General features: G+C 72.6%; 14 protein-coding genes. 7 read left to right on the top strand and 7 right to left on the bottom strand.

Going from position 1 to position 22840, the window contains the following annotated elements; genetic code table 11:
• Positions 1-173 precede the first annotated feature (173 nt).
• Positions 174-3305: a double-strand break repair protein AddB gene (gene addB / locus J2X36_RS00070; RefSeq protein WP_310344483.1), complete on the top strand. Its 3132-nt coding sequence runs from the start codon at positions 174-176 to the stop codon at positions 3303-3305.
• Positions 3305-6787, top strand: a complete 3483-nt coding sequence (gene addA / locus J2X36_RS00065; RefSeq protein WP_310344480.1) for a double-strand break repair helicase AddA — start codon at positions 3305-3307, stop codon at positions 6785-6787. The genes addB and addA overlap by 1 nt, the downstream gene beginning before the upstream one ends.
• On the opposite strand, the gene J2X36_RS00060 is transcribed toward addA, so the two are convergent.
• Positions 6762-8051: a PQQ-dependent sugar dehydrogenase gene (locus J2X36_RS00060; RefSeq protein WP_310344475.1), complete on the bottom strand. Its 1290-nt coding sequence runs from the start codon at positions 8049-8051 to the stop codon at positions 6762-6764. The two genes, addA and J2X36_RS00060, sit on opposite strands and share 26 nt — an antisense overlap.
• Positions 8052-8412: 361 nt before the next feature.
• Here J2X36_RS00060 and trxA point away from each other — a divergent pair, with 361 nt between their 5' ends.
• Complete coding sequence (trxA, locus tag J2X36_RS00055; RefSeq protein ID WP_132255421.1) at positions 8413-8736, top strand: thioredoxin; 324 nt, start codon at positions 8413-8415, stop codon at positions 8734-8736.
• Positions 8737-8882: 146 nt separating this feature from the next.
• Here the strand turns inward: trxA and J2X36_RS00050 are convergent, their stop codons facing one another.
• The 4 genes from J2X36_RS00050 to trpA all read right to left on the bottom strand — a co-directional run bounded on the left by J2X36_RS00050 (position 8883) and on the right by trpA (position 13179).
• Positions 8883-9776: a porin family protein gene (locus J2X36_RS00050; RefSeq protein WP_310344471.1), complete on the bottom strand. Its 894-nt coding sequence runs from the start codon at positions 9774-9776 to the stop codon at positions 8883-8885.
• A gap of 225 nt (positions 9777-10001) precedes the next feature.
• A complete protein-coding gene (locus tag J2X36_RS00045) occupies positions 10002-11327 on the bottom strand; it encodes a folylpolyglutamate synthase/dihydrofolate synthase family protein (protein ID WP_310344468.1) in 1326 nt (441 codons plus the stop codon).
• 31 nt (positions 11328-11358) lie between these two features.
• Complete coding sequence (accD, locus tag J2X36_RS00040) at positions 11359-12279, bottom strand: acetyl-CoA carboxylase, carboxyltransferase subunit beta (RefSeq protein WP_310345515.1); 921 nt, start codon at positions 12277-12279, stop codon at positions 11359-11361.
• 72 nt (positions 12280-12351) lie between these two features.
• A complete protein-coding gene (gene trpA / locus J2X36_RS00035; protein ID WP_310344466.1) occupies positions 12352-13179 on the bottom strand; it encodes a tryptophan synthase subunit alpha in 828 nt (275 codons plus the stop codon).
• Positions 13180-13383: 204 nt separating this feature from the next.
• Between trpA and J2X36_RS00030 the strand changes: the two genes are divergently transcribed.
• The gene (locus tag J2X36_RS00030; RefSeq protein WP_310344463.1) at positions 13384-16056 is read left to right on the top strand and encodes an MGH1-like glycoside hydrolase domain-containing protein; all 2673 of its coding nucleotides are present in this window, start codon (positions 13384-13386) and stop codon (positions 16054-16056) included.
• A 168-nt stretch (positions 16057-16224) separates the two neighbouring features.
• Here J2X36_RS00030 and J2X36_RS00025 read toward each other — a convergent pair whose 3' ends face one another.
• The gene (locus tag J2X36_RS00025) at positions 16225-16455 is read right to left on the bottom strand and encodes a hypothetical protein (RefSeq protein WP_310344461.1); all 231 of its coding nucleotides are present in this window, start codon (positions 16453-16455) and stop codon (positions 16225-16227) included.
• Between the two features lie 542 nt (positions 16456-16997).
• Here J2X36_RS00025 and J2X36_RS00020 point away from each other — a divergent pair.
• Genes J2X36_RS00020 through gluQRS form a run of 3 tightly spaced genes read left to right on the top strand, consistent with a single transcriptional unit; the run spans position 16998 to position 20252 of the window.
• The gene (locus J2X36_RS00020; RefSeq protein ID WP_310344458.1) at positions 16998-19025 is read left to right on the top strand and encodes an ATP-binding protein; all 2028 of its coding nucleotides are present in this window, start codon (positions 16998-17000) and stop codon (positions 19023-19025) included.
• A 46-nt stretch (positions 19026-19071) separates the two neighbouring features.
• Positions 19072-19359, top strand: a complete 288-nt coding sequence (locus tag J2X36_RS00015) for a hypothetical protein (protein WP_132256899.1) — start codon at positions 19072-19074, stop codon at positions 19357-19359.
• Entirely contained in the window at positions 19356-20252 is an 897-nt protein-coding gene (gene gluQRS / locus J2X36_RS00010) for a tRNA glutamyl-Q(34) synthetase GluQRS (RefSeq protein WP_310344453.1), read from the top strand. Before J2X36_RS00015 ends, gluQRS begins: the two co-directional genes overlap by 4 nt.
• 4 nt (positions 20253-20256) lie before the next feature.
• Here gluQRS and J2X36_RS00005 read toward each other — a convergent pair whose 3' ends face one another.
• A complete protein-coding gene (locus J2X36_RS00005; RefSeq protein WP_405029697.1) occupies positions 20257-22311 on the bottom strand; it encodes a M23 family metallopeptidase in 2055 nt (684 codons plus the stop codon).
• Positions 22312-22840: the final 529 nt, after the last annotated feature.

Below are 22840 nucleotides of genomic sequence, written 5' to 3'. Positions count from 1 at the left end.
CTCCGCATCCCCGGGTTGGTCTCGACGTCCCACCTCTCCGGTTCGGGCGAGGTCGCGGGCGCGTCGGCGCACCGGGCGAGGGGGGCGACCTCTCCGGATCGGGCGAGCCCCTCACCCTGTCCCTCTCGGAACGAGAAGGGATTCGCGCCTGATCAGGGGTGCCACGGTTCTCCATGACGGAATCCCGCGTCTTCACCATCCCGCCCGGCGCGCCCTTCCTGCCGGCGCTCGCCGAAGCCCTGATCGAGGGGCGCCTCGTCGGCGACCTCGGGAGCGATCCGCTGGCGCTCGCCGCCGTGACGATCTACGTGCCGACCCGCCGCGCGGCCCGGGCGCTGGGCACCGTGCTGGCCGAGCGCCTCGGCGAGGCAGCCCTCCTGCCGCGGATGATCCCCCTCGGCGAGGCCGACGAGGCGGAACTCGACCTCGCGGCGAACCCGCTCCTGGAGAACGGCCCGGACGCGCTCCACCCCTCGATGCCGCCGCTGGAGCGGCGCCTGATCCTCGCCCGCCTCGTCCAGGCCTGGGCCGAGACCGTCGACCGCAAGCTCCTGCCGATCGACGACGACGTGCCCTTCCTCGTGCCGTCCTCGCCCTCGGACGCGGTCGGCCTCGCGGCCGATCTCGAACGGCTCATGGACGCGCTCACCGTCGAGGGGCTGCCCTGGTCCGAGATCGGCAGCGCCGTCGAGGCCGAGTACTCGCAGTATTTCGGCCTCACCCTCGATTTCGTGCGCATCGCGGCCGAGAACTGGCCCAAGATCCTGGCCGAGCGCGGCCTCAGCGACCCGGTCTCCCGCGCCCGCCGCCTCGTTCTCGCCGAGGCGGACCGCCTGATGCGCGAGCGCCCGGCCGATCCGGTCGTCGTGGCGGGCTCGACGGGCTCCGTGCCGGCGACCGCCCGCCTGATCGCGTCGGTGGCCGGCCTGCCCCGCGGCGCGGTGGTGCTTCCGGGGCTCGATCTCGACCTCGACGCGGCGGGCTGGGACGGGATCGAGACCGGCGAGGGCTTCGAGCGGCAGATCGCCCACGGCCACCCGCAGGCGGTGCTGCACCGGCTCCTCGGCCCCGGCGGCCTGCGCCTGGAGCGCGGGGCGGTGACCGCCCTCGGGACGCCCGCGCCCGACCTCGCGGCGCGCGTGCGCCTCCTGTCCGAGGCCCTGCGCCCGGCCGAGACCACCGATGCCTGGGCGCGGATCGAGCCGGCCACGCGCGCGGACATCGCGGCCCGCGGCCTTGCGGACGTTACCGTCGCCGAGGCGGCGGACGAGCGCGAGGAGGCGCTGATCGCCGCGCTCGCCCTGCGCGAGACGCTCGAGAGCCCCGGCGCCACGGCGGCCCTCGTCACGCCGGACCGGGGCTTGGCAACCCGCGTCGCGGCGGAACTCGCCCGCTGGGGCATCGTCGCCGAGGATTCGGCGGGGCTCGCCCTCGCTCAGAGCTCGGCCGGGCGCCTCGCCCGGCTCGCGGCCGAGCTCGCCGCGGATCTCCACCCGGCTCGCCTGATCACGCTCCTCGCCCACCCGCTGGTGCGGCTCGGCCTCGACCGCGAGGACGTGGTGCGGGGCGCCGCCGCCCTGGAGATCGGCGTGCTGCGCGGGCCCGCCCCGGCTCCGGGCTTCGAGGGCCTGCGCCGGGCGCTCGATGAGGCGCGGAACCCGCGCGACGGCGAGCGCCGCCCCCGCGCGAAGCGCCGCCTCAAGCCGGTCGACTGGGACCTCGCCGAGGCGCTGGTCGAGCGGCTGGCCCTCGCCTTCGCCAAATTCCCGGGCGACGATGCCCGCGGAATCGGCGACCTCGTCGCCGTGGCGGGCCGCCACCGGGCCGCCTGCGACTGGCTGATCCTGGGGCCGGACGAGGCGCCGGAGGCCGAGCTCGACGCCTCCCTCGCCTGCCTCGACGCCCTGTTCGACGATCTCGAACTCGCCGATTCCGGCCTCCTGCCCGGCCGCTTCGGCGACTACCCCGCCTTCTTCACGGCGCTCGCCCGCGAGCGCGTGGTGCCCTGCGCCACCGCGGCCCCGCATCCGCGCCTGCGCATCCTGGGCCTCCTGGAGGCCCGCCTCCTCAGCGTCGATCGGGTGGTGCTCGGCGGGCTCGACGAAGGCGTCTGGCCGATGAAGACGGTCACCGATGCCTTCCTGAACCGGCCGATGCGCGAGCGCGTCGGCCTCAACCCGCCGGAGCGGCGCATCGGCCAGAGCGCCCACGATTTCGTGCAGGCGCTGGGCTGCCGCGACGCGGTGATCACCCGGTCCGGCAAGCGCGAGGGCGCGCCGACCGTGCCCTCGCGCTTCCTGCAGCGGATGCGCGCCTTCGTCGGCGAGGAGGTCTGGCAGGGAGCGCTCGGGCGCGGTCGGCGCCTCGCAGCCTACGCCGCCGCCCTCGACGGTGGCGCCGAGCCGCCGCAGCCGCGCCTGACCCAGCCGAAGCCGAAGGCCGACCCGGCCCTGTTCCCGCGTACCCTCAGCGTCACCGAGATCGAGACCCTGGTGCGCGACCCCTACGCCATCTTCGCCCGGCACGTGCTCGGTCTCGACCCGCTGGAGCCGGTGGCGGCCCTGCCGGGCGCGAGCGAGCGCGGCACCCTGATCCACGCGATCCTCGGCGCCTTCGCGCAGGCCCATCCCGAGACCCTGCCGGCGCGGGCGGAGGAGCTGCTCTTCGCCTTCGCGCTCAACGCCTTCGGTCCGATCCAGGACGTCTATCCGGAGCTCTACGCGGAATGGTGGCCCCGCTACGAGCGGATGGCGGCGGCCTACCTCCCCTGGGAAATCCAGCGCCGTGCGGACCTCGCCCGCGTGCATCCCGAGATCTCCGGGCGCTGGGTGATCCCGATGGGTTCCGAGACCTTCACGCTGCGCGCCCGGGCCGACCGGATCGAGTGGCGGCGCGACGGGGGGGCCTGCATCGTCGACTTCAAGACCGGGGCGCCCCCGAGCGCCCGCGAGGTCTTCGCGGGCTTCTCGCCGCAATTGACGCTGGAGGCCGCCATGCTGATGCACGGCGCCTTCGAGGGCTTGCCCGCGGTGACGGCGACGCCCGACCTCCTCTACCTGTACGCCTCCGGCGGCCGCAAAGCCTTCCATCCCGTGCCGGTCAAGCCGCCGCGCGGCGACGCGCGCCCCGTCGAGGCGATCGTCGCCGAGCATGCCGAGCGCCTGCGCGGCCTCATCGCCCGCTTCCTCACCGGCGAGGCGGCCTACGTCTCGCGCCCCTACCCGAAATACGCCCGCGCCTACGGCGATTACGACCACCTCGCCCGGGTGCTCGAATGGTCGCTCGGCGGCGAGGAGGAGGGCTGATGTCCGCCCGCACCACCCCCTTCCTCGTCGACGCGCTGACGGTCGCCGCCCAGCGGCAGGCGGCGGATCCGCGCGCCTCCGCCTGGGTCTCGGCGAATGCCGGCGCGGGCAAGACCAAGGTCCTCACCGATCGGGTCGTGCGCCTCCTCCTCGACGGGGCCGCGCCCGGGCGCATCCTCTGCCTCACCTTCACGAAGGCGGCCGCCGCCAACATGTCGATCCGCGTCTTCCAGCGCCTCGGCCGCTGGGTGACCCTCGACGACGCGGCGCTCACCGCCGAGCTGACCGAGCTGACGGGCGAGCGGCCCTCGCGGACGATGCTGGAGGCGGCCCGCCGCCTGTTCGCCCGCGCCGTCGAGACGCCGGGGGGCCTCAAGATCGAGACCCTGCACGCGCTCTGCGAGCGGCTGCTGCACATGTTCCCCTTCGAGGCGAACGTGCCGGCCCGCTTCGTGGTCCTCGACGAGAACCAGTCCCGCGAGGCCTTCGCGGTCGAGACCGACAACGTGCTGGCCGACGCGATCGGCACGCTCCACCCGCACCTCACCGAGGCCCACGCCCTCGTGGCCCCCGAAGCGACGGGCGACGTCCTGCGGAAAGCCATCCGCGCCGCGATCCAGGCCCGCCACGTCCTCGGCGCGCGCGGCGGCCTCGATCCCCTGTTCTCCGCGCTCTCGGCCTCCCTCGGCCTCGCGGCGGAGGAGACCGCACAAGCCATCGAGGCGCGGATCCTCGACGGGCTCGCCGACCTCGCCGGGCAGGCGGACGCCCTGCGCACCGGCAAGAGCACCGACGAGGGTCTCGCCGACGCCCTCCTCGACGCGCGCCGCGCGCTCGCCGCGGAGGATCCGGTCGGCGCGATCGAAGCCTACCGCTCGGTCTTCTTCACCCAGAAGGACGAGCCGAAATCGGCGAAAAGCCTCGGCACCAAGGCGGTGCCGGAGGGTCTGCGGGAGGCGCTCATCGCCGAGCGCGACCGGCTGGAGCGATTGTTCGAGCGCCTGCGGGCGGCCCGTGCCCATGCCCGCACCCGGGCCCTATTCACGCTGGCCGCCGAGATCCATCGCCGCGTCGAGGCGCAGAAGGCCCGGCTCGGGGCGCTCGATTTCGACGACCTGATCCACAAGACCCTCGACCTGCTCTCGCGGGTCGGCGCCTCCTGGGTCCTGTACAAGCTCGACCGCGGCGTCGACCACGTGCTGATCGACGAGGCGCAGGACACCAACCCGCACCAATGGGAGATCCTGCGCCGGATCACCGCCGAGTTCGCGGCCGGCGAGGGCGCGCGGCGCGTGCGCCGCACGCGATTCGCCGTGGGCGACCCCAAGCAGTCGATCTACAGCTTCCAGGGAGCCGAGCCCCGCGAGTTCGAGGTGACGCGCCGGGCCTGGGCGGGCGAGGCGCGGGCGGCCGAGCACGCCTTCGCCGATGTCGGGCTGACCCTCTCGTTCCGCTCGGCCCGCGGCGTGCTGCGGGCGGTCGACGCCACCTTCGCGGTGCCCGAGCATTATCGCGGCCTCTCCTTCGACGACGCGGCCATCGGCACCGTCCATTCCACCGCCCGCGGCGAGGAGGCGGGCGCGGTCGAGCTCTGGTGCATCGAGGAGCCGGCCGAGGAGGTCGAGCCCGATGCCTGGGCCGCCCCCGTCGACGCGCCCGAGACGAACGCCCCGGCGATCCGGACGGCGCGCCGCATCGCCCGCGCCGTGAAGACCTGGATCACCACGGGCGACGAGCAGGGGCGCCGCCGCTCGCCGGGCGAGATCCTGATCCTCGTGCGCAAGCGCGGCACCGCCTTCGAGGAGGTGATCCGGGCGCTCAAGGGGCTCGGCGTGCCGGTCGCCGGCCAGGACCGGCTCGACGTCGCCGCCCATATCGCGGTCAACGACCTCGTCGCGGCGGGGCGGGCCGGGCTCCTGCCCGCCGACGACCTGACGCTGGCCACCGCCCTCAAGACGCCGCTCGTCGGGCTCAGCGACGACGACCTGATCCGGATCGCGGCCCGCCGCGAGCTGTCCGAGACCCTGGAGGACGCGCTTCACCGCCACGCGGACGCGGGCGACGCCGCCGCCATCCGCGGCCGCGCGGCGCTTGCCGGCTGGATCCGCCTCGCCGCCGCGCACGGGCCGTTCGGCTTCTACGCGGCCCTGCTCGGGCCGATGAACGGGCGCGCGCGCCTCGTCTCCCGCCTCGGCGGCGAGGCCGGCGATGCGATCGACGTGTTCCTCGCCTCCGCCGCACAGGCCGAGCAGGGGAGCGACGCGCCCTCCCTCGGCGGCTTCCTCGCCCGCTTCACGGGGTCGGCGGCGCGCGACGGCGGCCACACGGTCAAGCGCGACCTCGAGGCCGGCCGCGACGAGGTCCGGGTGATGACCGTCCACGGCGCCAAGGGCCTGGAGGCGCCGGTCGTGGTCGTCATCGACGGCTGCGAGCCCCTGGGCCGCAACGACCCGCCGCTCCTCGCCATGCCGGCGGGGGAGGGGGCCGCGCTGCCCCCCGTCTGGTCGAGCGCCCGGGCGCATGATTGCGCGGCGACCGCGGCGGCGCGCGCCGAGATCCAGGCCCGCGCCCGCGAGGAGCACAACCGCCTCCTCTACGTCGCCATGACGCGGGCCGCCGACCGCCTCGTGATCGCGCCCTACCGGGGCCGCACGGAGGCCGCCGAGACCGCGTGGTGCCGGATGATCGAGGCCGGCCTGGAGCTCCGGCTCGGCCCCGGCGAGACGGTCGAGACGGAATACGGCTCGGTCACCCTGTGGCGGGACGGCCAGGATGCGGGGCTGAGCCTCGCCGCCGCGCGGGGGGGCTCGGCGCCGGTGCCGCTGCCGGGCTGGCTGCGGGCGCCGGTGGCGCCCGAGACGGATGCGGCGCCCCCGCTGAGCCCTTCGGGCAGCCTGCGGGGGGCGGATGGACGGCGCGATTCGGGGCGCCGCCTCGCCGATGCCGAGGCGCGCCGCCGCGGCGTGCTGATCCACGCACTGCTCGAGCACCTGCCGCGGCTCGATCCCGCGCGGCGCGCGGAGGCCGCCGCCACCTTCGTGCGGGCGCGCGCACCCGGCCTGCCCGAGCCGAAGCGCCGGGCCATCGCGCAGGCGGCGCTCACCCTCATCGACGAGCCCGACCTCGCGCCGCTCTTCGCCCGCGAGGCGCGCGCGGAGGTGACGCTGTCCGGGCGCGTGCTGGCGGAGGGCCGCGAGCGCCCGGTCTACGGCCGGGTCGACCGCCTCGCGGTCCGCGACGGCACGGTGTGGCTGGCCGATTTCAAGACCGGCCGGCCCCCGGAAGGCGGGGCGCCGCTGCCGGAGGCCGACGCGGCTCAGATCGCCCTCTACGCGGCGCTCCTCGGCCGGGTCTATCCCGGCCACCGCATCGTGCCGATGCTCGTCTGGACCTCGGGCCCGGCGATCCGCCGCCTCGGCGAGGCGGAGATCGCGGACGCGCTCCGGGGCCTCGCGGTCAGCCCTCCCGGTTCTTCGGCGTGAGCTTGAGGACCTTGCCGTCCGGCCCGTCCGTGACCGCGTAGATCGCCCCGTCCGGGCCGACCTTCACGTCGCGGATACGCTCGCCGAGGTCGATGCGCTCCTCCGTCACCACCTTGTCGCCGTCGAGCTTGAGCACCACGAGACCCGCGCTGATCAGGCCGCCGATGACGAAGTTGCCCTTGAAGGCGGGAAACAGCGCGGCGTCGTAATAGGCGAGGCTGGAGGGCGCGATCACGGGGTCCCAGTAATAGACCGGCTGCACCGTGCCGCCGGCCTGCGTGATGCCCTCGCCGATCTTCTCGCCCGAATACTCGATGCCGTAGGTCACGGTCGGCCAGCCGTAATTCAGGCCGGGCCGGGGCCGGTTCAGCTCGTCGCCGCCGCGCGGCCCGTGCTCGATCGTCCAGAGCCGGCCCTGGCCGTCCAGGGTCGCGCCCTGCACGTTCCGGTGCCCGTAGGACCAGATCTCGGGCTTGGCCTTCTCGCTGCCGACGAAGGGGTTGTCCTTCGGGGCGTTGCCGTCCGTGTCGATGCGGAAGACCTTGCCGAGGCCGCTCGACAGGTCCTGCGCCTGCACGCGCGGCCCCTTGTCCGAGCGCTCGCCGACCGTGACGAACAGCTTGCCGTCCGGCGTGAAGACGAGGCGCGAGCCGAAATGCTTGTCGCCCTCGTAGGAGGGCGTCTGCCGGAAGATCACCTTGACATTGTCGAGGCTGCCGCCGTCGCCGCTCTCGGTCAGCGTCGCCTTGGCCACCGTCGTCCCGTTGCCCTTCTCGCGGGGCTCCGCGTAGCTGATGTAGATCGTGCGGTCGTTCCGGAAGCCGGGGCTCAGCGCGATGTCGAGGAGGCCGCCCTGGCCCCGCGCATCGACCTTCGGCACGTTGGCGAGGGCGGCGCCGACCTTGCCGTCCTTGCCGACGATGCGGATCTTGCCGGCCTTCTCCGTCACGATCATGCGCCCGTCCGGCAGGAATTCCAGCGCCCAGGCGCTGGCGAGCCCCCTGACCACCGTCGCGACCTCGACCCGGGCCGCCTCGGCGGGCTTCGGAGCCCGGGTCTGGTTCGGCAGGAGCGGCTTGTAGCCCGTGTTCGGCTCCGCGGTCTCGGCAGGGGAGGAGCCCGCCGAGTCGCTGCTCGGCGCGGCGAAGGCGCCGCCCTCGACGCGGGAGGCCGGCGTCTCGGGCGCGGCATTCTGGGCGAGGGCCGGCAGGCTGAGGCTCAGCGCGGCGACGGTGGCGAGCAGGGTGGGATGGATGCGCGTCACGTGCGGTGTTCCTCCATGCGGTCCGCCTCGCCGGGGGCTTGGTCGCGGCGCGTCCGTGTGGACGGCTCGACGGGTCCCGGGCTTTAAGGCCGGTGCCGCCCGGCGGCGGCCGATGGGCGGGGAGATGGGGCGCAGGAGGGGTCGCGGCGAGGGTCGGGCGCCGCCACCGGGACGATTCGGCCCAGGTTGCGGGTCGGCGCGGGGTCGGGGACCAACCCCTTTCATGAGCCTGGGGCGTCTCTGCTCTGCCCCGGTTGCAGGGCGCCTTGACCCTCGGGGGGAGCGTCGCCAATTCTGCCGCAGTCGCGGCGAGGGCGCCCTGTGAGAGGTCTTCCGGCCGCGAAACCGGAAAGGGACTGTGATGGCGACGGTGAAAGTGACCGACGCGAGCTTCGAGCAGGATGTTCTCAACTCCGCCGAGCCCGTCGTCGTGGATTTCTGGGCGGAGTGGTGCGGCCCCTGTCGGCAGATCGGCCCCGCGCTGGAGGAGATCTCGGCCGACCTTCAGGGCCGCGTGAAGATCGCCAAGGTGAACGTCGACGAGAACCCGGGCATCGCCTCGCAGTACGGCATCCGCTCGATTCCGACGCTGCTCCTGTTCAAGAACGGGCAGCGGGTGGACCAGAAGGTCGGCGCCGCGCCGAAGGGCGATCTCTCCCGCTGGATCCAGACCGCCTCGGCCTAGGGCCGGTCTCCGACGGGACGCCTCGAACAGGAAAGGCCCGGCTCCACGAGCCGGGCCTTTCTCGTCTCTGCGGCCTGCCGCCGGCAGAAAAGCAAAAAGCCCGGCCTTGCGGCCGGGCTTCCTGGTTTCGAGACCCGTTGTTCGGCTTAGTAGGTGCCGAACTTGTAGTTGAGGCCGGCGCGAACCACGGCGAACTCGGTGTCGCGGCGGACGGTGCCGAACTGGTTGTAGACGGGGACCAGACCGCCAGCGGTCTGCAGGCCGCCGACGACCGGGAGCACGGTGCCCCGACCGCGATCGAGGTTCACGTACAGACCTTCGACCTTGAGCGTCACCGCCGAGGAGCGGAAGAAGTTCAGGAACGAGTCGGTCGGGAGCGCGTACTCGACGCCACCACCGGCAGCCCAGCCGGTGAGGAAGTCGCTGCCGCGGGCGACGTTCGCGAACTGGTTCAGGCGGCTGTCGCCCGAAGCGTAGGCGAAACCGCCGGTGCCGTAGAACAGGACGCGGTCGAAGGCGTAACCGATGCGGCCGCGAACGGTACCGAAGAAGTCGAGCGTGCTGAGCACGCCGTTCACCGGCACGAAGTTCGGGTTAATGACGGCCGCGTTGGTGGTGAACGCGTTGTTCCGGCGAGCGCCGAAGTCGAGGTACTGGGCGTCAGCCTCGATACCGACGACCACACCGGCGCCCGGCGTGAACTGGTAGTTGTAGCCGATCTGGCCACCGCCGGTGAAGCCGTCACGCTCCGCATTGCGGTAGGCGAGGGTGGCGCCGAGCGGCAGGATCGCGGCCGGAACGGCGGCGCCGCCCGGGCCCGTCAGCGTGACGGGGTTGTTCGCCGTCTGGGTGAAGGCGTTGAGGTTCGTATTACCGGCGTCGAAGGCGTAACCGGCATTGAAACCAGCGTAGAAGCCCGTCCAGGTGAAGACCGGAACCGGCGTGAAGATTGGCGGCGCAGCGCGGCGCGGCAGGTCGGCAGCGGAGGCCGCTGCGGTGAGCGCCGTGAAGGCGGCGAAGGTCGAGAGAAGCTTTTTCACTTTTTGATCCCCAGCATTATGCCCGATCGGTGGCGAAACTAAGGGATTTTCCACAGTTAAGATGTAGCGCTGAGGCCACACCGCCCGGCACTCGACAACTTGCCCGGCGTACCGGTGGAGAACGGGGATGACGGTTCTCCTGCGATCAGGCCGCCGGCAACCACAGTCCCGCTGCCGGCATCGAGCCGGATGCACTGCACGGTTGAAGTGTTCGGCGGGCGCTCGTCAGGTCGGCGGCGTGCCGTTCGCCGTCAGAACCGCGCCCGCGAGGTAGAGCGAGCCGCAAATCAGGATCCGCGGCGGCCGCTCGAAGGCGATGTCCCCGACCAGGGCGAGGGCGGCCTCGACGCTCGGCGCCGTGCGGGCGCTCAGGCCGACGCTGCCAGCGATCTCGGCGACCTCCTCGGCCGGGCGCGCCGCCATCTGGCCGGCGATCGGCACGGCGATCAGCGCCCGCGACAGCCCGACGAAATTGCGCAGGAAGCCCTCCGCGTCCTTGGTGCCGAGCAGCCCGACGATGAGGACGAGGGGGACGTCGCTGCGCTCGCCCAGATCGGCGGCGGCGGCGGCGAGGATGCGGCCGCCGTCGATGTTGTGGCCGCCGTCGAGCCAGAGTTCCGAGCCGGCGGGGACGAGGGCGGAGAGGTGCCCGCGGCTCAGCCGCTGCAGGCGGCCCGGCCAGTCGACCTGCCGCAGGCCCGTCTCCAGGGCGGCCGTGCCGATATCCCCGAAGCCCGCCGCCCGCAGCGCCGCGATCGCGGTGCCCGCATTGGTGAGCTGATGGCGCCCGATCAGGCGGGGCTTGGGGAGGTCGAACAGGTCGGTCTCGTCCTGGAAGACGAGGCGCCCGCTCTCCTCGTGGACGGAGAAATCCTGGTTGCCGACGAGGATCGGGGTCGCGCCGACCGATTCGGCGTGGCGGCAGAGAACCGAATCGGCCTCGGCATAGTCCTGGGCGGCGATCACCGCCGGGCAGCCGCGCTTGAAGATGCCGGCCTTCTCGCCCGCGACCGCCTCGACCGTGTCGCCGAGATACTCGGCATGGTCCCGCCCGATCGGGGTCACGACCGCCGCAGCCGGCCGGTCGATCACGTTCGTGGCGTCGACGCGGCCGCCGAGCCCGACCTCAAGGAGCAGCACGTCGGCCGGCGCCTCGGAGAAGAGCAGCAGGGCCGCGGCCGTCGTGATCTCGAACACGGTGATCGGGTCGCCGCGGTTGGCCGCCTCGCAGCGGGCGAAGGCGTCGGCGAGCCGGTCCTCGGCGACGAACTGGCCGCCGCCGATCGCCCCGAGGCGGATGCGCTCGTGGAAGCGCACGAGGTGCGGCGAGGTGTAGACGTGGGCCGACAGGCCCCCGGCCTCCAGGATCGCCCGCATGAAGGCGATGGTGGAGCCCTTCCCGTTGGTGCCGGCCACGTGGATCACCGGCGGCAGGCGCCGCTCGGGATGGTTCAGCTTGGCGAGCAGCCCCTCGATGCGCCCGAGCGAGAGATCGATCGTGCGGGGGTGGAGGGCGAGGAAGCGCGCCATCAGCGCGTCGGAGGAATCCATGTCGTGCGTCGCGCTCTCGTGTCGCGTCCTGTCAGGCCGGCTCGGGCACCGGGGCCGTGCTCGGGGCGGGGGCCGCCACGCGGGCGGCGTCCGGGGCCGTGTTCATGAGGAGGCCGCAGATCCGGGCGACCGTCTCCTTCAGGGCGTGCCGGTGCACCACCTGATCGACCATGCCGTGCTCGCGCAGGTACTCGGCGCGCTGGAACCCGTCCGGCAGCTTCTCGCGGATCGTCTGCTCGATGACGCGGGGGCCCGCGAAGCAGATCAGGGCGCCGGGCTCGGCCAGGTGCACGTCGCCGAGCATGGCGTAGGAGGCGGTGACGCCGCCCGTCGTCGGGTTCGTCAGCACCACGATGTAGGGGAGCTTCGCCGCGTTGAGGCGCCGCACGGCGACCGTGGTCCGCGGCATCTGCATCAGCGAGAGGATGCCCTCCTGCATGCGCGCGCCGCCGGAGGCCGAGAACAGGATGTAGGGGGTGCGCTTGTCCAGCGCCGTCTCGGCGCCGCGGATGAAGGCCTCGCCCGCGGCCATGCCGAGGGAGCCCGCCATGAAGCCGAATTCCTGGGCGGCGAGCGTCATCGGGATGCCGCCGACGCGGCCGAAGCCGATCTTGAAGGCGTCGGCCATCCCGGTCTTCGCCCGCGCCTCCTTGAGGCGGTCGACATAGCGCTTCTCGTCGCGGAACTTGAGCGGGTCGGCGGCGACCTCCGGCAGGGGCACGTCGATCCAGGTGCCCTCGTCGAACATCATCTTGAGGCGGGCCTGGGCGCTCATCTTCAGATGGTGCTCGGAGCCTGGGATCACCCAGTGGTTCCCCTCCACCTCCTTGTGGAAGACCATCTGGCCCGTGTCCGGGCACTTGATCCAGAGATTCTCCGGAGTCTCGCGCTTGAACAGGGTCTTGATCTTGGGGCGCACGACCTCCGAGATCCAGTTCATCGGTTCCACCATCATGAAGCGCCGTTCGCTCTGAGCCGAGGCTGATATCGGTTGCGCGCCCCTAGCCCGCCAGTGTGGCCGTCCTCAGGCGGAGGCCGCGCGCACGCCCTCGGCGAGGTCCCGCACGAGATTCGACACCGCCTCGACGCTGCCCGCCTGCGCCCTGCCGTCCGCGTCGAGGGAGCGGAACAGGGTGTCGACGAGGGCCGAGCCGACGACGACGCCGTCCGCGCCCCGCGCGATCGCGGCTGCGTGCGCACCGGTCTTCACGCCGAAGCCGACCACCACCGGCAGGTCGGTGTGGCGGCGGATGCGGGCGACCGCGTCCGAGACCCTGCCGAAATCCGGCGTCGCCGTGCCGGTGATGCCCGTGATCGAGACGTAGTAGACGAAGCCCGCCGTGTTCGCGAGGACGGCGGGCAGGCGCCGCTCGTCCGTCGTCGGGGTGGCGAGGCGGATGAAGGCGAGGCCCTTGGCGAGAGCCGGCAGGCAGAGCTCGTCGTCCTCCTCCGGCGGCAGGTCGACGACGATGAGGCCGTCGACGCCCGCCCCGATCGCGTCGGCGAGGAAGCGCTCGACCCCGTAGGTGTGGATCGGGTTGTAGTAGCCCATCAGGATCACGGGCGTCCCGGCATTGCCGGCCCGGAAGCGGCGCACGAGGTCGAGGGTGCCCGCGACGTTCTGGCCCGCCTTCAAGGCGCGCAGGCCCGCCGCCTGGATCGCCGGCCCGTCGGCCATGGGGTCCGTGAAGGGCAGCCCGAACTCGACGATGTCGGCGCCCGAGCGCGGCAGCGCCTCCAGCACCTTGAGCGAGGTCTCGGGATCGGGGTCGCCCGCCATCACGTAGGTCACGAGGGCGGCGCGGCCTTCCGCGCGGCAGCGGGCGAAGGTGGCTTCGATGCGGCTCGTCATCGCTTGCGGTCTCGGGCCTCGAGGGGCGCGGGCCGGCCGGGGCCGGGGCGTGCTCAAGCCGCCGCGCCTACACCATCGGGGCGCGCCCGTGAAGCGCGCGGCGCGCGCTATCCGACCGAGCGGCCCCCGCGGCCGTCCCGCGTGGGCGCGGGGCCGGCGCGGCCCATATGGCTGAGCATCGGCCCCGCCAGCCCCGGACCCCCCATGCCCGATCCCGGCTCCGACGCCTGCGAGGCGCCCCGCATCTTCGACACGGCCGAGGGCGCGCGCCTCGCGCTCGCCCGCACCGATCCCGCCTGGCGGCTCTGGGGGCCGTATCTGAGCGAGCGCCAGTGGGGCACCGTCCGCGAGGATTACAGCGCGGAGGGCGATGCCTGGACCTACCTGCCCCACGACCACGCCCGGTCCCGCGCCTATCGCTGGGGCGAGGACGGGATCGGCGGCTTCGGGGACACGCACCTCAACTGGTGCCTGTCGCTCGCCCTCTGGAACGGGCGCGACCCGATCCTGAAGGAGCGCCTGTTCGGCCTCACGAACGAGGAGGGCAACCACGGCGAGGACGTCAAGGAACTCTACTACTACCTCGACGGGACCCCGACCCACTCCCTGATGCGGATGCTCTACAAGTACCCGCACGGGGCCTACCCCTACGAGCGGCTCCTCGCCGAGAACCGGGCGCGGGGCCTCGACGACCCGGAATTCGAGCTCCTCGACACGGGCCTGTTCGACGAGGGCCGCTACTTCGACGTCGGGATCGCCTATGCCAAGGCCGCGCCGGACGACGTGCTGATGCGCGTCACGATCGAGAATTGCGGCCCGGAGCCGGCCCCACTCTGCGTCCTGCCGCAGCTCTTCGCCCGCAACACGTGGTCCTGGCGGGCGGGCGCGCTGCGCCCGGAGCTCTCCGCGGACGGGGATGTCGCGGTCGCGGCCGTGCATCCGGCGCTGGCCCCGATGCGCCTCGCCGTCGAGGGGCCGGCCGAACTCCTCTTCACCGAGAACGACACCAACGAGCCCCGGCTCTTCGGCGTCGGCGACCCCGCCGGCTTCTACAAGGACGGGATCGGCCGCTACCTCGTCGAGGGCGAGGCGGGAGCGGTCAACCCGGCCCGGCGCGGCACCAAATGCGCCGCCCTCCACCGCCTCGACCTCGGGCCCGGCGAGAGCCGCACGCTGCGCCTGCGCTTCCGCCCCGCGGGATCGCCCGGCGAGCCCTTCGCCGATTTCGACGCCGTCTTCGCCGAGCGCGAGGCCGAGGCGGACGCCTTCTACGCGGCCCTTCAGAGGGGGATCGCCGACCCGGATCTCCGCTCCGTGCAGCGGCAGGCGCTCGCCGGCATGCTCTGGTCGAAGCAGCTCTACCATTACGACGTGCGGGAATGGCTCGCGGGCGATCCCGCCCAGCCGGCGCCCCCCGAGAGCCGGAGATCCGGCCGCAACAGCGACTGGGCGCATGTGCGCGCCAACGACATCATCTCGATGCCGGATGCCTGGGAATATCCCTGGTTCGCCTCCTGGGACCTCGCCCTGCAGAGCCTCGTCCTCGCGATGATCGACCCCGACTTCGCCAAGGGCCAGATCCTCCTCCTGATCGACGAGGCCTACACGCACCCGAACGCCGCCTTGCCGGCCTACGAATGGGGGTTCTCCGACGCCAACCCGCCGCTCCACGCCTGGGCCGCCTGGCGGGTGTTCGAGCTCGACCGGGCGCTCACGGGCACGCCCGATCACGCCTTCCTGAAGCGCGCCTTCAACAAGCTGACGCTCAACTTCACATGGTGGGTCAACCGGAAGGACGCGGCCGGCCGCAACCTGTTCCAGGGCGGCTTCCTCGGCCTCGACAACATCGGCATCTTCGACCGCTCGAAGCCCCTGGCGAACGGCGACACGCTCACCCAGTCCGACGCGACGGCCTGGATGGCGATGTTCGCGATCAACGTCCTGAGGGTCTCAATCGAGATCGCACGCGATGATCCGGCCTACGAGGACATGGCCGAAAAGTTCTTCGAGCACTTCCTCCTGATCGCCGCCGCCACGGGGGAGGGGGTCTGGGACGAGGCGGACGGCTTCTTCTACGACGTGATCGAGACGGCGGAGGGCGAGCGCCGTCCGATCCGCGTCCGCACCATGGTCGGGCTCATCCCGATCTTCGCCGTCGCCGTCCTGTCGGAGGCGGAGGTCGCGCGCCTGCCCCGCCTCGTCGAGCGGCTGCGCTTCTTCCTCGTGAACCGGCCCGACCTCGCCCGCCTCGTCTCCCGCTGGAACGAACCCGGCCAGGGCCGCACGGCGCTGCTCTCGCTGCTGCGCGGCCACCGCCTCAAGGCGCTGCTGCGGCGGATGCTCGATCCGGCCGAGTTCCTCTCGGACCACGGCGTGCGCGCCGTCTCGCGGAGCTACGCCGAGGCGCCCTTCTGCTTCCCCTACGAAGGCCGCGACCTCGGCCTCGCCTACGAGCCCGCGGAATCGCGCTCGCGCCTCTTCGGCGGCAACTCGAACTGGCGGGGCCCCGTCTGGATGCCGGTGAACTACCTGCTGATCGAGAGCCTGCACCGGTTCCACGGCTATTACGGCCCCGACTTCCGGGTGGAGGCGCCGACGGGTTCGGGGGAATTCCGGTCGCTGCAGGAGATCGCCGACGACCTGTCGCGCCGTCTCATCGGGCTCTCGGCCCGCGGCCCGGCCGGCCGCCCGGTCTACGGCGAGAGCCGCATCGAGCAGGACGACCCGCATTTCCGCGACCACGTCTTGTTCTACGAATATTATCACGGCGACACGGGGCGCGGCCTCGGCGCCTCGCATCAGACGGGCTGGTCGGGCCTCGTGGCGCTCCTCATCCAGCAATGCGCGATCGGAACGGCCGACCGGATGCGCCGCTAGGCTCGCGAACCGGAGGGCGCGGCCGGCTCGGGCGCACGCGGACCGTTGCGGTGGGGCGAACCCTCCCGGCACGGGGCGGCAACCGCCCCGCGGCACCTCGGAGATCGTCGGGATCGCCGGAGGCCCCGCCTCCGGCTGCGGCCGTGCCGCGAGAGCTTCGGGAAGCCCTTACATGCGGCGCATCATCCGGCGCTTCATCATGCGGCGGTGCATCATCTCCTTCCGCATCATGCGCTTCTTCATCATCATGCGCTCGCTGCCCGTCATGCGGACCTGGGTAACGGCAGCCGAATCCGCCTGGATGCCGTTCACGGCCAGCGGAGCCGCCGAGGCCGAGCCGGCACCGAGCGCGAGGCCGCCGAGAAGGGTGGCGGCGAGAGCGAGTGTGGTCTTCTTCATGCACTGTCTCCAGCGGAGGCCGGTCTTGCCGGCGGGACGTCGGAGAAAGCCAGAAAACACTTCATAAGTTCCTGTTTTCAATAACAAAATTCTCTTCTTTCGGGGGTCGGGCATGCGCCGCCGGGCGTCAAAGCTTTCGCTTCGCGCCTCGCTCGCCCCCGAGCATTCGCTCGGCCTTACGGGATGCGGGATCGAAAGGTTTCGCCGAACCGGTTCCGCGCCGGGAACCGGCTGCCCGGCGTGACGATCGTGGCCGGCCTGCCCGCCCTGACGCTGCGGGTTGGCGCCTGCCGTCGCGGACACTTGCGGTCAACGGCGGCCGCTCCCGTGGGTATTTCGAGGCGTCGCGAAATGTTCCGTGCCGCCGATGGCGAGGAGGCGGAGGCGAGAGGCCGGGCGCCGGAACCGGCCCGGAGGCCGCCCGACGGTTCAAATCCTCATCATCCCTGAAACCGTCGCTTAAACACCTTTCGCAAGCGCTCCTTCAGTCCCGCCTGCGATCCTCCCTTTCTGACCGGCGCCTCCGCGCCGGAGGGACCCGCATGGACCTCAAGGACATCGCTCTCGTCCTCGCCCTCCTCGCCGCCGGATTCAGCCTGGCGGCGCTGGTCTGGCGCGGGCGGCCCACGCGGCGGGAGGAACCCGGCGTCGAGGATCTGCACGACCGCATCTGGCGGATCTCCGAGAGCGAGGAGCGCTACCGGGCGCTCGTCGAGGCCACGATGGAGGTCATCGTCCAGCGCGATGCGCTCGGGCGCATCACCTTCGCCAACGAGGGCTTCGCCCGGCTTCTCGGCCGCCAGCCTCTCGATCTCGTCGGGGCGACCCTCGATCCGACGATCCTGGAGCAGGGGCCGGTGAGCCGTGGGCCCGACGGCGTGCGGCGCCTGGAAGCGCGCGTCCTGTCCGTCGACGGGCAGGCGCGCTGGTTCTCCTTCGTCGAGATGCCCGTCGCCCGCGCGGACGGTCCTGTCCAGTGGCTGCGCGCGGGCTACGACATCACGACCCGCGTCGAGGCGGCCCGCTCCCTCGACGAGGCGCTCGCCAAGGCCGAGGCGGCGAGCGTCGCCAAGTCCCGCTTCCTCGCCACCGTCAGCCACGAGTTCCGCACGCCGCTCAACGGCATCCTCGGAATGGCCGACCTCGTCCTCGATACCGGCCTCGACCCGGAGCAGCGTACCTACGTCGAGTCGGTGCGCACCAGCGGCAAGGCGCTGCTGACGCTCATCGACGGCATCCTCGACTTCTCGCGCATCGAGGCCGGCCGCCTCGACCTCGCCGCCGAGCCCTTCGACATCGCGGCGCTCGCCGAGGGCGTCGTCGAGTTGCTGGCACCGCGCGCCCAGGACAAGGGCATCGAGATCGCCCTCGACGTGGCCGACGACCTCAATCCCCTCGTGATCGGCGATGCCGACCGCATCCGCCAGATCCTGATCAACCTCGCCGGCAACGCCATCAAATTCACCGAGCGCGGCGGGGTCGGCGTCACCCTGGCCCGGGCGGAGGGCGGTCTCGCCCTCGCCATCTCCGATACCGGTCCCGGCATTCCGGAGGACCGCATCCCAGCCCTGTTCGAGGAGTTCGAGCAGGGCGACGGCAGCGCGAGCCGCCCCCATGAGGGGACGGGGCTCGGCCTCGCCATCACCCGGCGCCTCGTCGCCCGCATGGGAGGTCGGATCGAGACCCTGTCGAGGGTCGGCCGCGGCTCGACCTTCCGGGTGCTTCTCCCGCTGCCCGAGGCCGAGGAGGCGGAACCCGCTCCCGGAATCATCCTGGACGACCGGCGCATCCTCATCGTCGCGGATTCGCCCTATCAGGCGCCCTACCTCGCCCGGCGCCTGTCACGGTCGGGCGCCGCATCCGTGGTCGTCGGCAGCGTCGAGGCAGGGCTCGACGCGCTGGCCGGCGCCCCCTTCGACGCTCTCATCGCCGACCGGGCTCTGGGCGATGCGGCGGTGCGGCGGCTCGCCGACGAGGCGCGTCGCTGCGGGGTCCGCTGCAGCCTGATCCTGCTCTCGCCCTTCGACCGGCGCGAGTTCGGCGCGCCCCACGCGGCCGGCTTCGACAGCTACCTGATCAAGCCCGTGCGCGCCCGCTCCCTGTTCGATCGCCTGCTCGCCCCGGCGACGCCCCTCGACGCGGGGCCGGCCGCGATCCCGCCGCAGGCGTCGCCCCCGCGCGCGCAGGCCCGGGTGCTGCTCGCCGAGGACAATCCGATCAACGCCCTGCTGGCTGGCAAGGCGCTGGAGCGCCTCGGCGCCAGCGTGGTTCTGGCCCGTGACGGGGCGGAGGCGCTGACGCGTCTCGCCGAAGCGGGCATCGCCCGCCAGCCCTTCGACCTCGCGCTCATCGACATCCGCATGCCGGGCCTCGACGGACTGGAGACCGCCCGGCGCATCCGCGCCGCCGAGGCCGCGGCGGGGGAGGAACCGCTCCACCTCGTGGCGCTGACCGCCAATGCCGGGCGCGAGGACGAGCGGGCGGCCCGCGCCGCCGGCTTCGACGGCTTCCTCGCCAAGCCTCTCAACCTGAAGGCGCTGCCGGCGCTCCTCGACCGCCGGGCGGCCTGACGGGGTGCGTTGACAGGCGGCCCCTCTCTGCGCGAACACGGCCCGCATGGTGGACCCCACGAACCCGGATTCGAAGGCGGCATCGCGGGACGGTCTCGTCGTCGCCGCGCTCGGAGGCCTCGTCGCCGCCACGGTCCTCCTCGGTGCCCTCCTGCCCGGCTCGGCCGAGCACCGCCCGGTCTCCACCGCGGAGCCCTCGGGCGACAGGGCCTGCCTCGAGTGGAGCGACGGCTGCCGGGTCTGCCAGCGCCTGCCCGAAGGGCCCGCCTGCTCGCTGCCCGGCATCGCCTGTACCCCGGAGGTGCCCCGCTGCCTTCGCCGCGCCGACGGGTGAGCGCGCCGACGCTGGGCTTTACGCCGACGCTCCGCTTCGCGCCGAGCCCGAACGGGCGCCTCCATCTCGGCCACGCGGCGTCCGCGCTCCTCAACGCGGAGATCGCACGCCGTCTCGGCGGCCGCCTCCTGCTGCGGATCGAGGATATCGATCCGGTGCGCTCGCGGCCCGAGCTCGCCGCCGGAATCGTGGAGGACCTCGCCTGGCTCGGCCTGCGCTTCCCCGAACCGTTTCGCCGGCAATCGGACCACATGGGGGAGTATCGCGCCGCGCTCCTGAGCCTCGCGGAGCGCGGCCTCGCCTATCCCTGCTTCTGTTCCCGCGGTGCCGTCGCGGCCCGCCTCGCGGCTCTCGGCGTCGAGGGGTCGGACCCCGCTCCCGATCCCGACGGCACGCCCCGTTATCCCGGCACCTGCCGACATCTGAGGGCCGGGGAGGCGGGCGCCCGCCGCGCCGCCGGGGAGCCGCACGGGTGGCGGCTCGACATGGCCCGCGCCCTCGCGGCGGCGCCCGGCCCCCATGCCTGGACGGCCTTCGAGCCCGGGGGCCACGAGCGGCGGGTCGCGGCCGATCCGGCTCGCTGGGGCGACGCGCTGATCGGCCGCCGCGACGTGCCGACGAGCTACCATCTTTCGGTCGTCCTCGACGACGCGGCGCAGGGGATCACGCACGTGGTGCGGGGGCGGGACCTCGAAGCGGCCACCGACCTGCATGTCCTGCTGCAGCATCTCCTCGCCTTGCCGAGCCCGCGCTACCATCACCATCCGCTGATCGTGGACGAGGGCGGCGCCAAGCTCGCGAAATCGAAGGGGTCCGCCTCCCTCGCCGACCTGCGGGCGGAAGGTGTGAGCCCGGAATCGGTGCGGGCCCGCCTTGGATTCGCGCTCCTCTAGATCCTCAGCGCATCGCGTCGCGCTGGGCCATCGCGGTGGCGCTCTTCGATTTCTGCATCACGGCCTCGATCTGCTCGCGCTGGCGCTTGAACTCGGCGAGCAGCCGCCCGTCGAGCTCGCGCCCGCGCGGCACGCGGATCTTCATCGGGTCGACGAAATGCCCGTTGATCACGACCTCGTAGTGGAGATGCGCGCCCGTCGAGAGGCCCGTGGAGCCCACGTAGCCGATCACCTGACCCTGGCGGACCTTGGCACCCGCCGAGACGCCGCGGCCGAACCGCGACATGTGGTTGTAGGTCGTGACGTAGCCGTTGATGTGCTGGATCTCGACGCGACGTCCGTAGCCCGAATCCCACTCGGCCTTGATCACGGTGCCGTTTCCGGCCGCCACGATCGGCGTGCCGATCGGGTTGGCCCAGTCGACGCCGGTATGGAGCTTGGCGTAGCCGAGGATCGGGTGGCGCCGGTAGCCGAAGCCGGAGCGCATGATGCCGTCGGCGATCGGCTTGCGGATCAGGAACTTCTTCAGCGAGCGGCCCTGCTCGTCGAGGTAGTCGATCGCGCCGTCGTCCGGGGACTGGAAGCGGTAGATCTTGCGGCTCTCGCCCCCGAGGTTGAGCGAGGCGTAGAGCAATTCCGGCCGCTCGGCGGCGCCCTGGCCGGCATCCTCGTCGTAGGTGTAGAACACGTCGAGACCGTCGCCGCTGGAGATGCGACGCTGGAAGTCGACGTCGTAGCTGAACACCCGCACGATGTCCTCGACGGTCGAGCGCGGCAGGTCGTGGCGGGCCGCCGTCTCGTAGAGGCTCTGGTAGAGGCGGGGGCCGGAGCCTCCCTCCTCTTCCTCCTCGCCGCTCTCGGCCACGGCCGGCGCCTTGGCCCGCGCGGGCGCGTCCTCGGTCGGAGGCGCCACGGAGACGAAGGCGCCGCGGTCGTTGAGCGCCGCGATCCCCTCGATCCCGTTCTCCCCGTAGAGGATGACGCGGGTCACCTGCCGCGGGTCGCCGGGCTTCGGCCCCGGCGCGACCTGGACGCGGAACTGCTGGCCCTCCGCGAGCGCCCCCGTGCGTCCCCGGCCGCCGTGGGCGGCGACGATCGCGCGGACCTGCTCGTCGCTCGCCTGCCCCGTCGCCTTCAGCGCAGCCTCGAACGTGTCGCCGCGCTTGAGCGCGAGGTCGCGCTCCTCAACGAGGGGGGACTCGTTCGGGCGCAGCTCGACCTTGGGCAGCCGGGTGACGTTCTCGGGGACGACCAGGACCTCGATCGACTTGAACGGGCTGCCATCCTGAGGCGCCTTGGCCGTGCCGTCGAAATCCGGCCCCACCGGCGCCTGCTGCAGGGTCCGCGACAGCATGAGCTGCGGCGCGATCGGAAGGGTGGTGCGGCGCCCGGCCTCGGCCGCCATCCGGCGCTCCTCCTCGACCTGGGCGGCGACGTCGTCGTCGCCGAGGGCGGGCGCCGCAGGGTCGACCGAGACCTCGGCAAGGTCGCGCTTGACCACCGTGACCTCGGCGCCGGGCGCATCGGCCCCGTTCGCGTCGGGGGCCCGCTCCAGGGGCTCGTCCGAGACGAAGCGCAGGGGATCGAAGCGGGGGATGTCGGAGGCGAACACGCCGGTCGCCATCGAGAGCGCGGTCGAGATCCGGACGAAGGGGCGGACCTTGATGATCTCGCGCTCGCCCAGGCGCACGGTCACCGGCGCGCGGAAGCTCTGCTTGGCGGAGGCGATCATCAGGTTGCGCACGAGCCGGTCGCCCTTGCGCGCGGCGTTGCTGCCGCCCTCGCTCGCCTGGGGACGCACCACCACGGTCGCCCGCTCGGGAATCGCGGCGAGAGAGGTGGAGCCCTGCAGCGAGACGTGGAGGGCCGCGCCGATCAGGCCGGCGCCGGTCAGGCCGGTGAGCGCGCTCGCGCAGAGCCAGCGCAGGTTCACCTCGCGCCGGTCGACGCGCGCGGCATCCGATCCCGACAGATCGAGGGGCGGCTCGGCCCCGTGGGCCGGCGGGGCGGCCCGGCCGGTGTCGCCGGCATTACCGATCTTCAGGCGGCCGCGCTTCACGGGCGTTCCTTCAACGGGGAGCGGACGCCCTGGAAACCGGGCGCCGCGAGGCCGGCCGCAGGGCGACGACCGGGCGCCGCCGATCGCCCGCGCGCCGGCGGATCCGATGATCAAGCATGTCGAGGCTCAGCATGTCGAGATTGAGGCGCGGGGGAAGGCGCCCGGCCGCTCTCAATCCCGCTCGCCCCCGCGCGCGGGGGCGCCACGCGAGAACCGCCGTGCGTCTCGCTGCGTCACACGGCTGTCGCGGGATTTTCATGGGTCTGTGATTTTTCGGGTTGACGTTTTTGGGGGTGGTCCGTATACCGCTGCTCATCGGCGCCGGCCGCGGAAGTGGCCCGGGCGCTGAAACGTCTCTTGGACAATCTGAGCTTTGGGCTTGGCTTCGGTCGGGCTGGGCTTGGTTGTCCGCTACGGGTCTTTCGGGCCTGTGTTCTTTGACAAGTTCATCTGAGGAAGAGAAGCGTGGACGGCGCGTGTCCTTGCGGATCTGGCTTTGTGCTGGATCGTGAGTGGATACAAGCTGTTT

This window comes from Methylobacterium sp. BE186 (genome assembly GCF_031457035.1).
In the GTDB taxonomy this organism is placed as follows: domain Bacteria; phylum Pseudomonadota; class Alphaproteobacteria; order Rhizobiales; family Beijerinckiaceae; genus Methylobacterium; species Methylobacterium segetis.
The sequence above is the reverse complement of the archived record's forward strand: the minus strand, read 5'-3'. Positions and strand labels throughout refer to the sequence as shown.

Bases quoted from the DNA above. Each gene is read 5' to 3' on its own strand.
- J2X36_RS00015 (WP_132256899.1), top strand. From the start codon at position 19,072: ATGGTGGACCCCACGAACCCGGATTCGAAGGCGGCATCGCGGGACGGT.
- J2X36_RS00030 (WP_310344463.1), top strand. From the start codon at position 13,384: ATGCCCGATCCCGGCTCCGACGCCTGCGAGGCGCCCCGCATCTTCGAC.
- trpA (WP_310344466.1), bottom strand. From the start codon at position 13,179: ATGACGAGCCGCATCGAAGCCACCTTCGCCCGCTGCCGCGCGGAAGGC.
- J2X36_RS00020 (WP_310344458.1), top strand. From the start codon at position 16,998: ATGGACCTCAAGGACATCGCTCTCGTCCTCGCCCTCCTCGCCGCCGGA.
- trxA (WP_132255421.1), top strand. From the start codon at position 8,413: ATGGCGACGGTGAAAGTGACCGACGCGAGCTTCGAGCAGGATGTTCTC.
- addA (WP_310344480.1), top strand. From the start codon at position 3,305: ATGTCCGCCCGCACCACCCCCTTCCTCGTCGACGCGCTGACGGTCGCC.
- J2X36_RS00025 (WP_310344461.1), bottom strand. From the start codon at position 16,455: ATGAAGAAGACCACACTCGCTCTCGCCGCCACCCTTCTCGGCGGCCTC.
- J2X36_RS00045 (WP_310344468.1), bottom strand. From the start codon at position 11,327: ATGGATTCCTCCGACGCGCTGATGGCGCGCTTCCTCGCCCTCCACCCC.
- addB (WP_310344483.1), top strand. From the start codon at position 174: ATGACGGAATCCCGCGTCTTCACCATCCCGCCCGGCGCGCCCTTCCTG.
- accD (WP_310345515.1), bottom strand. From the start codon at position 12,279: ATGGTGGAACCGATGAACTGGATCTCGGAGGTCGTGCGCCCCAAGATC.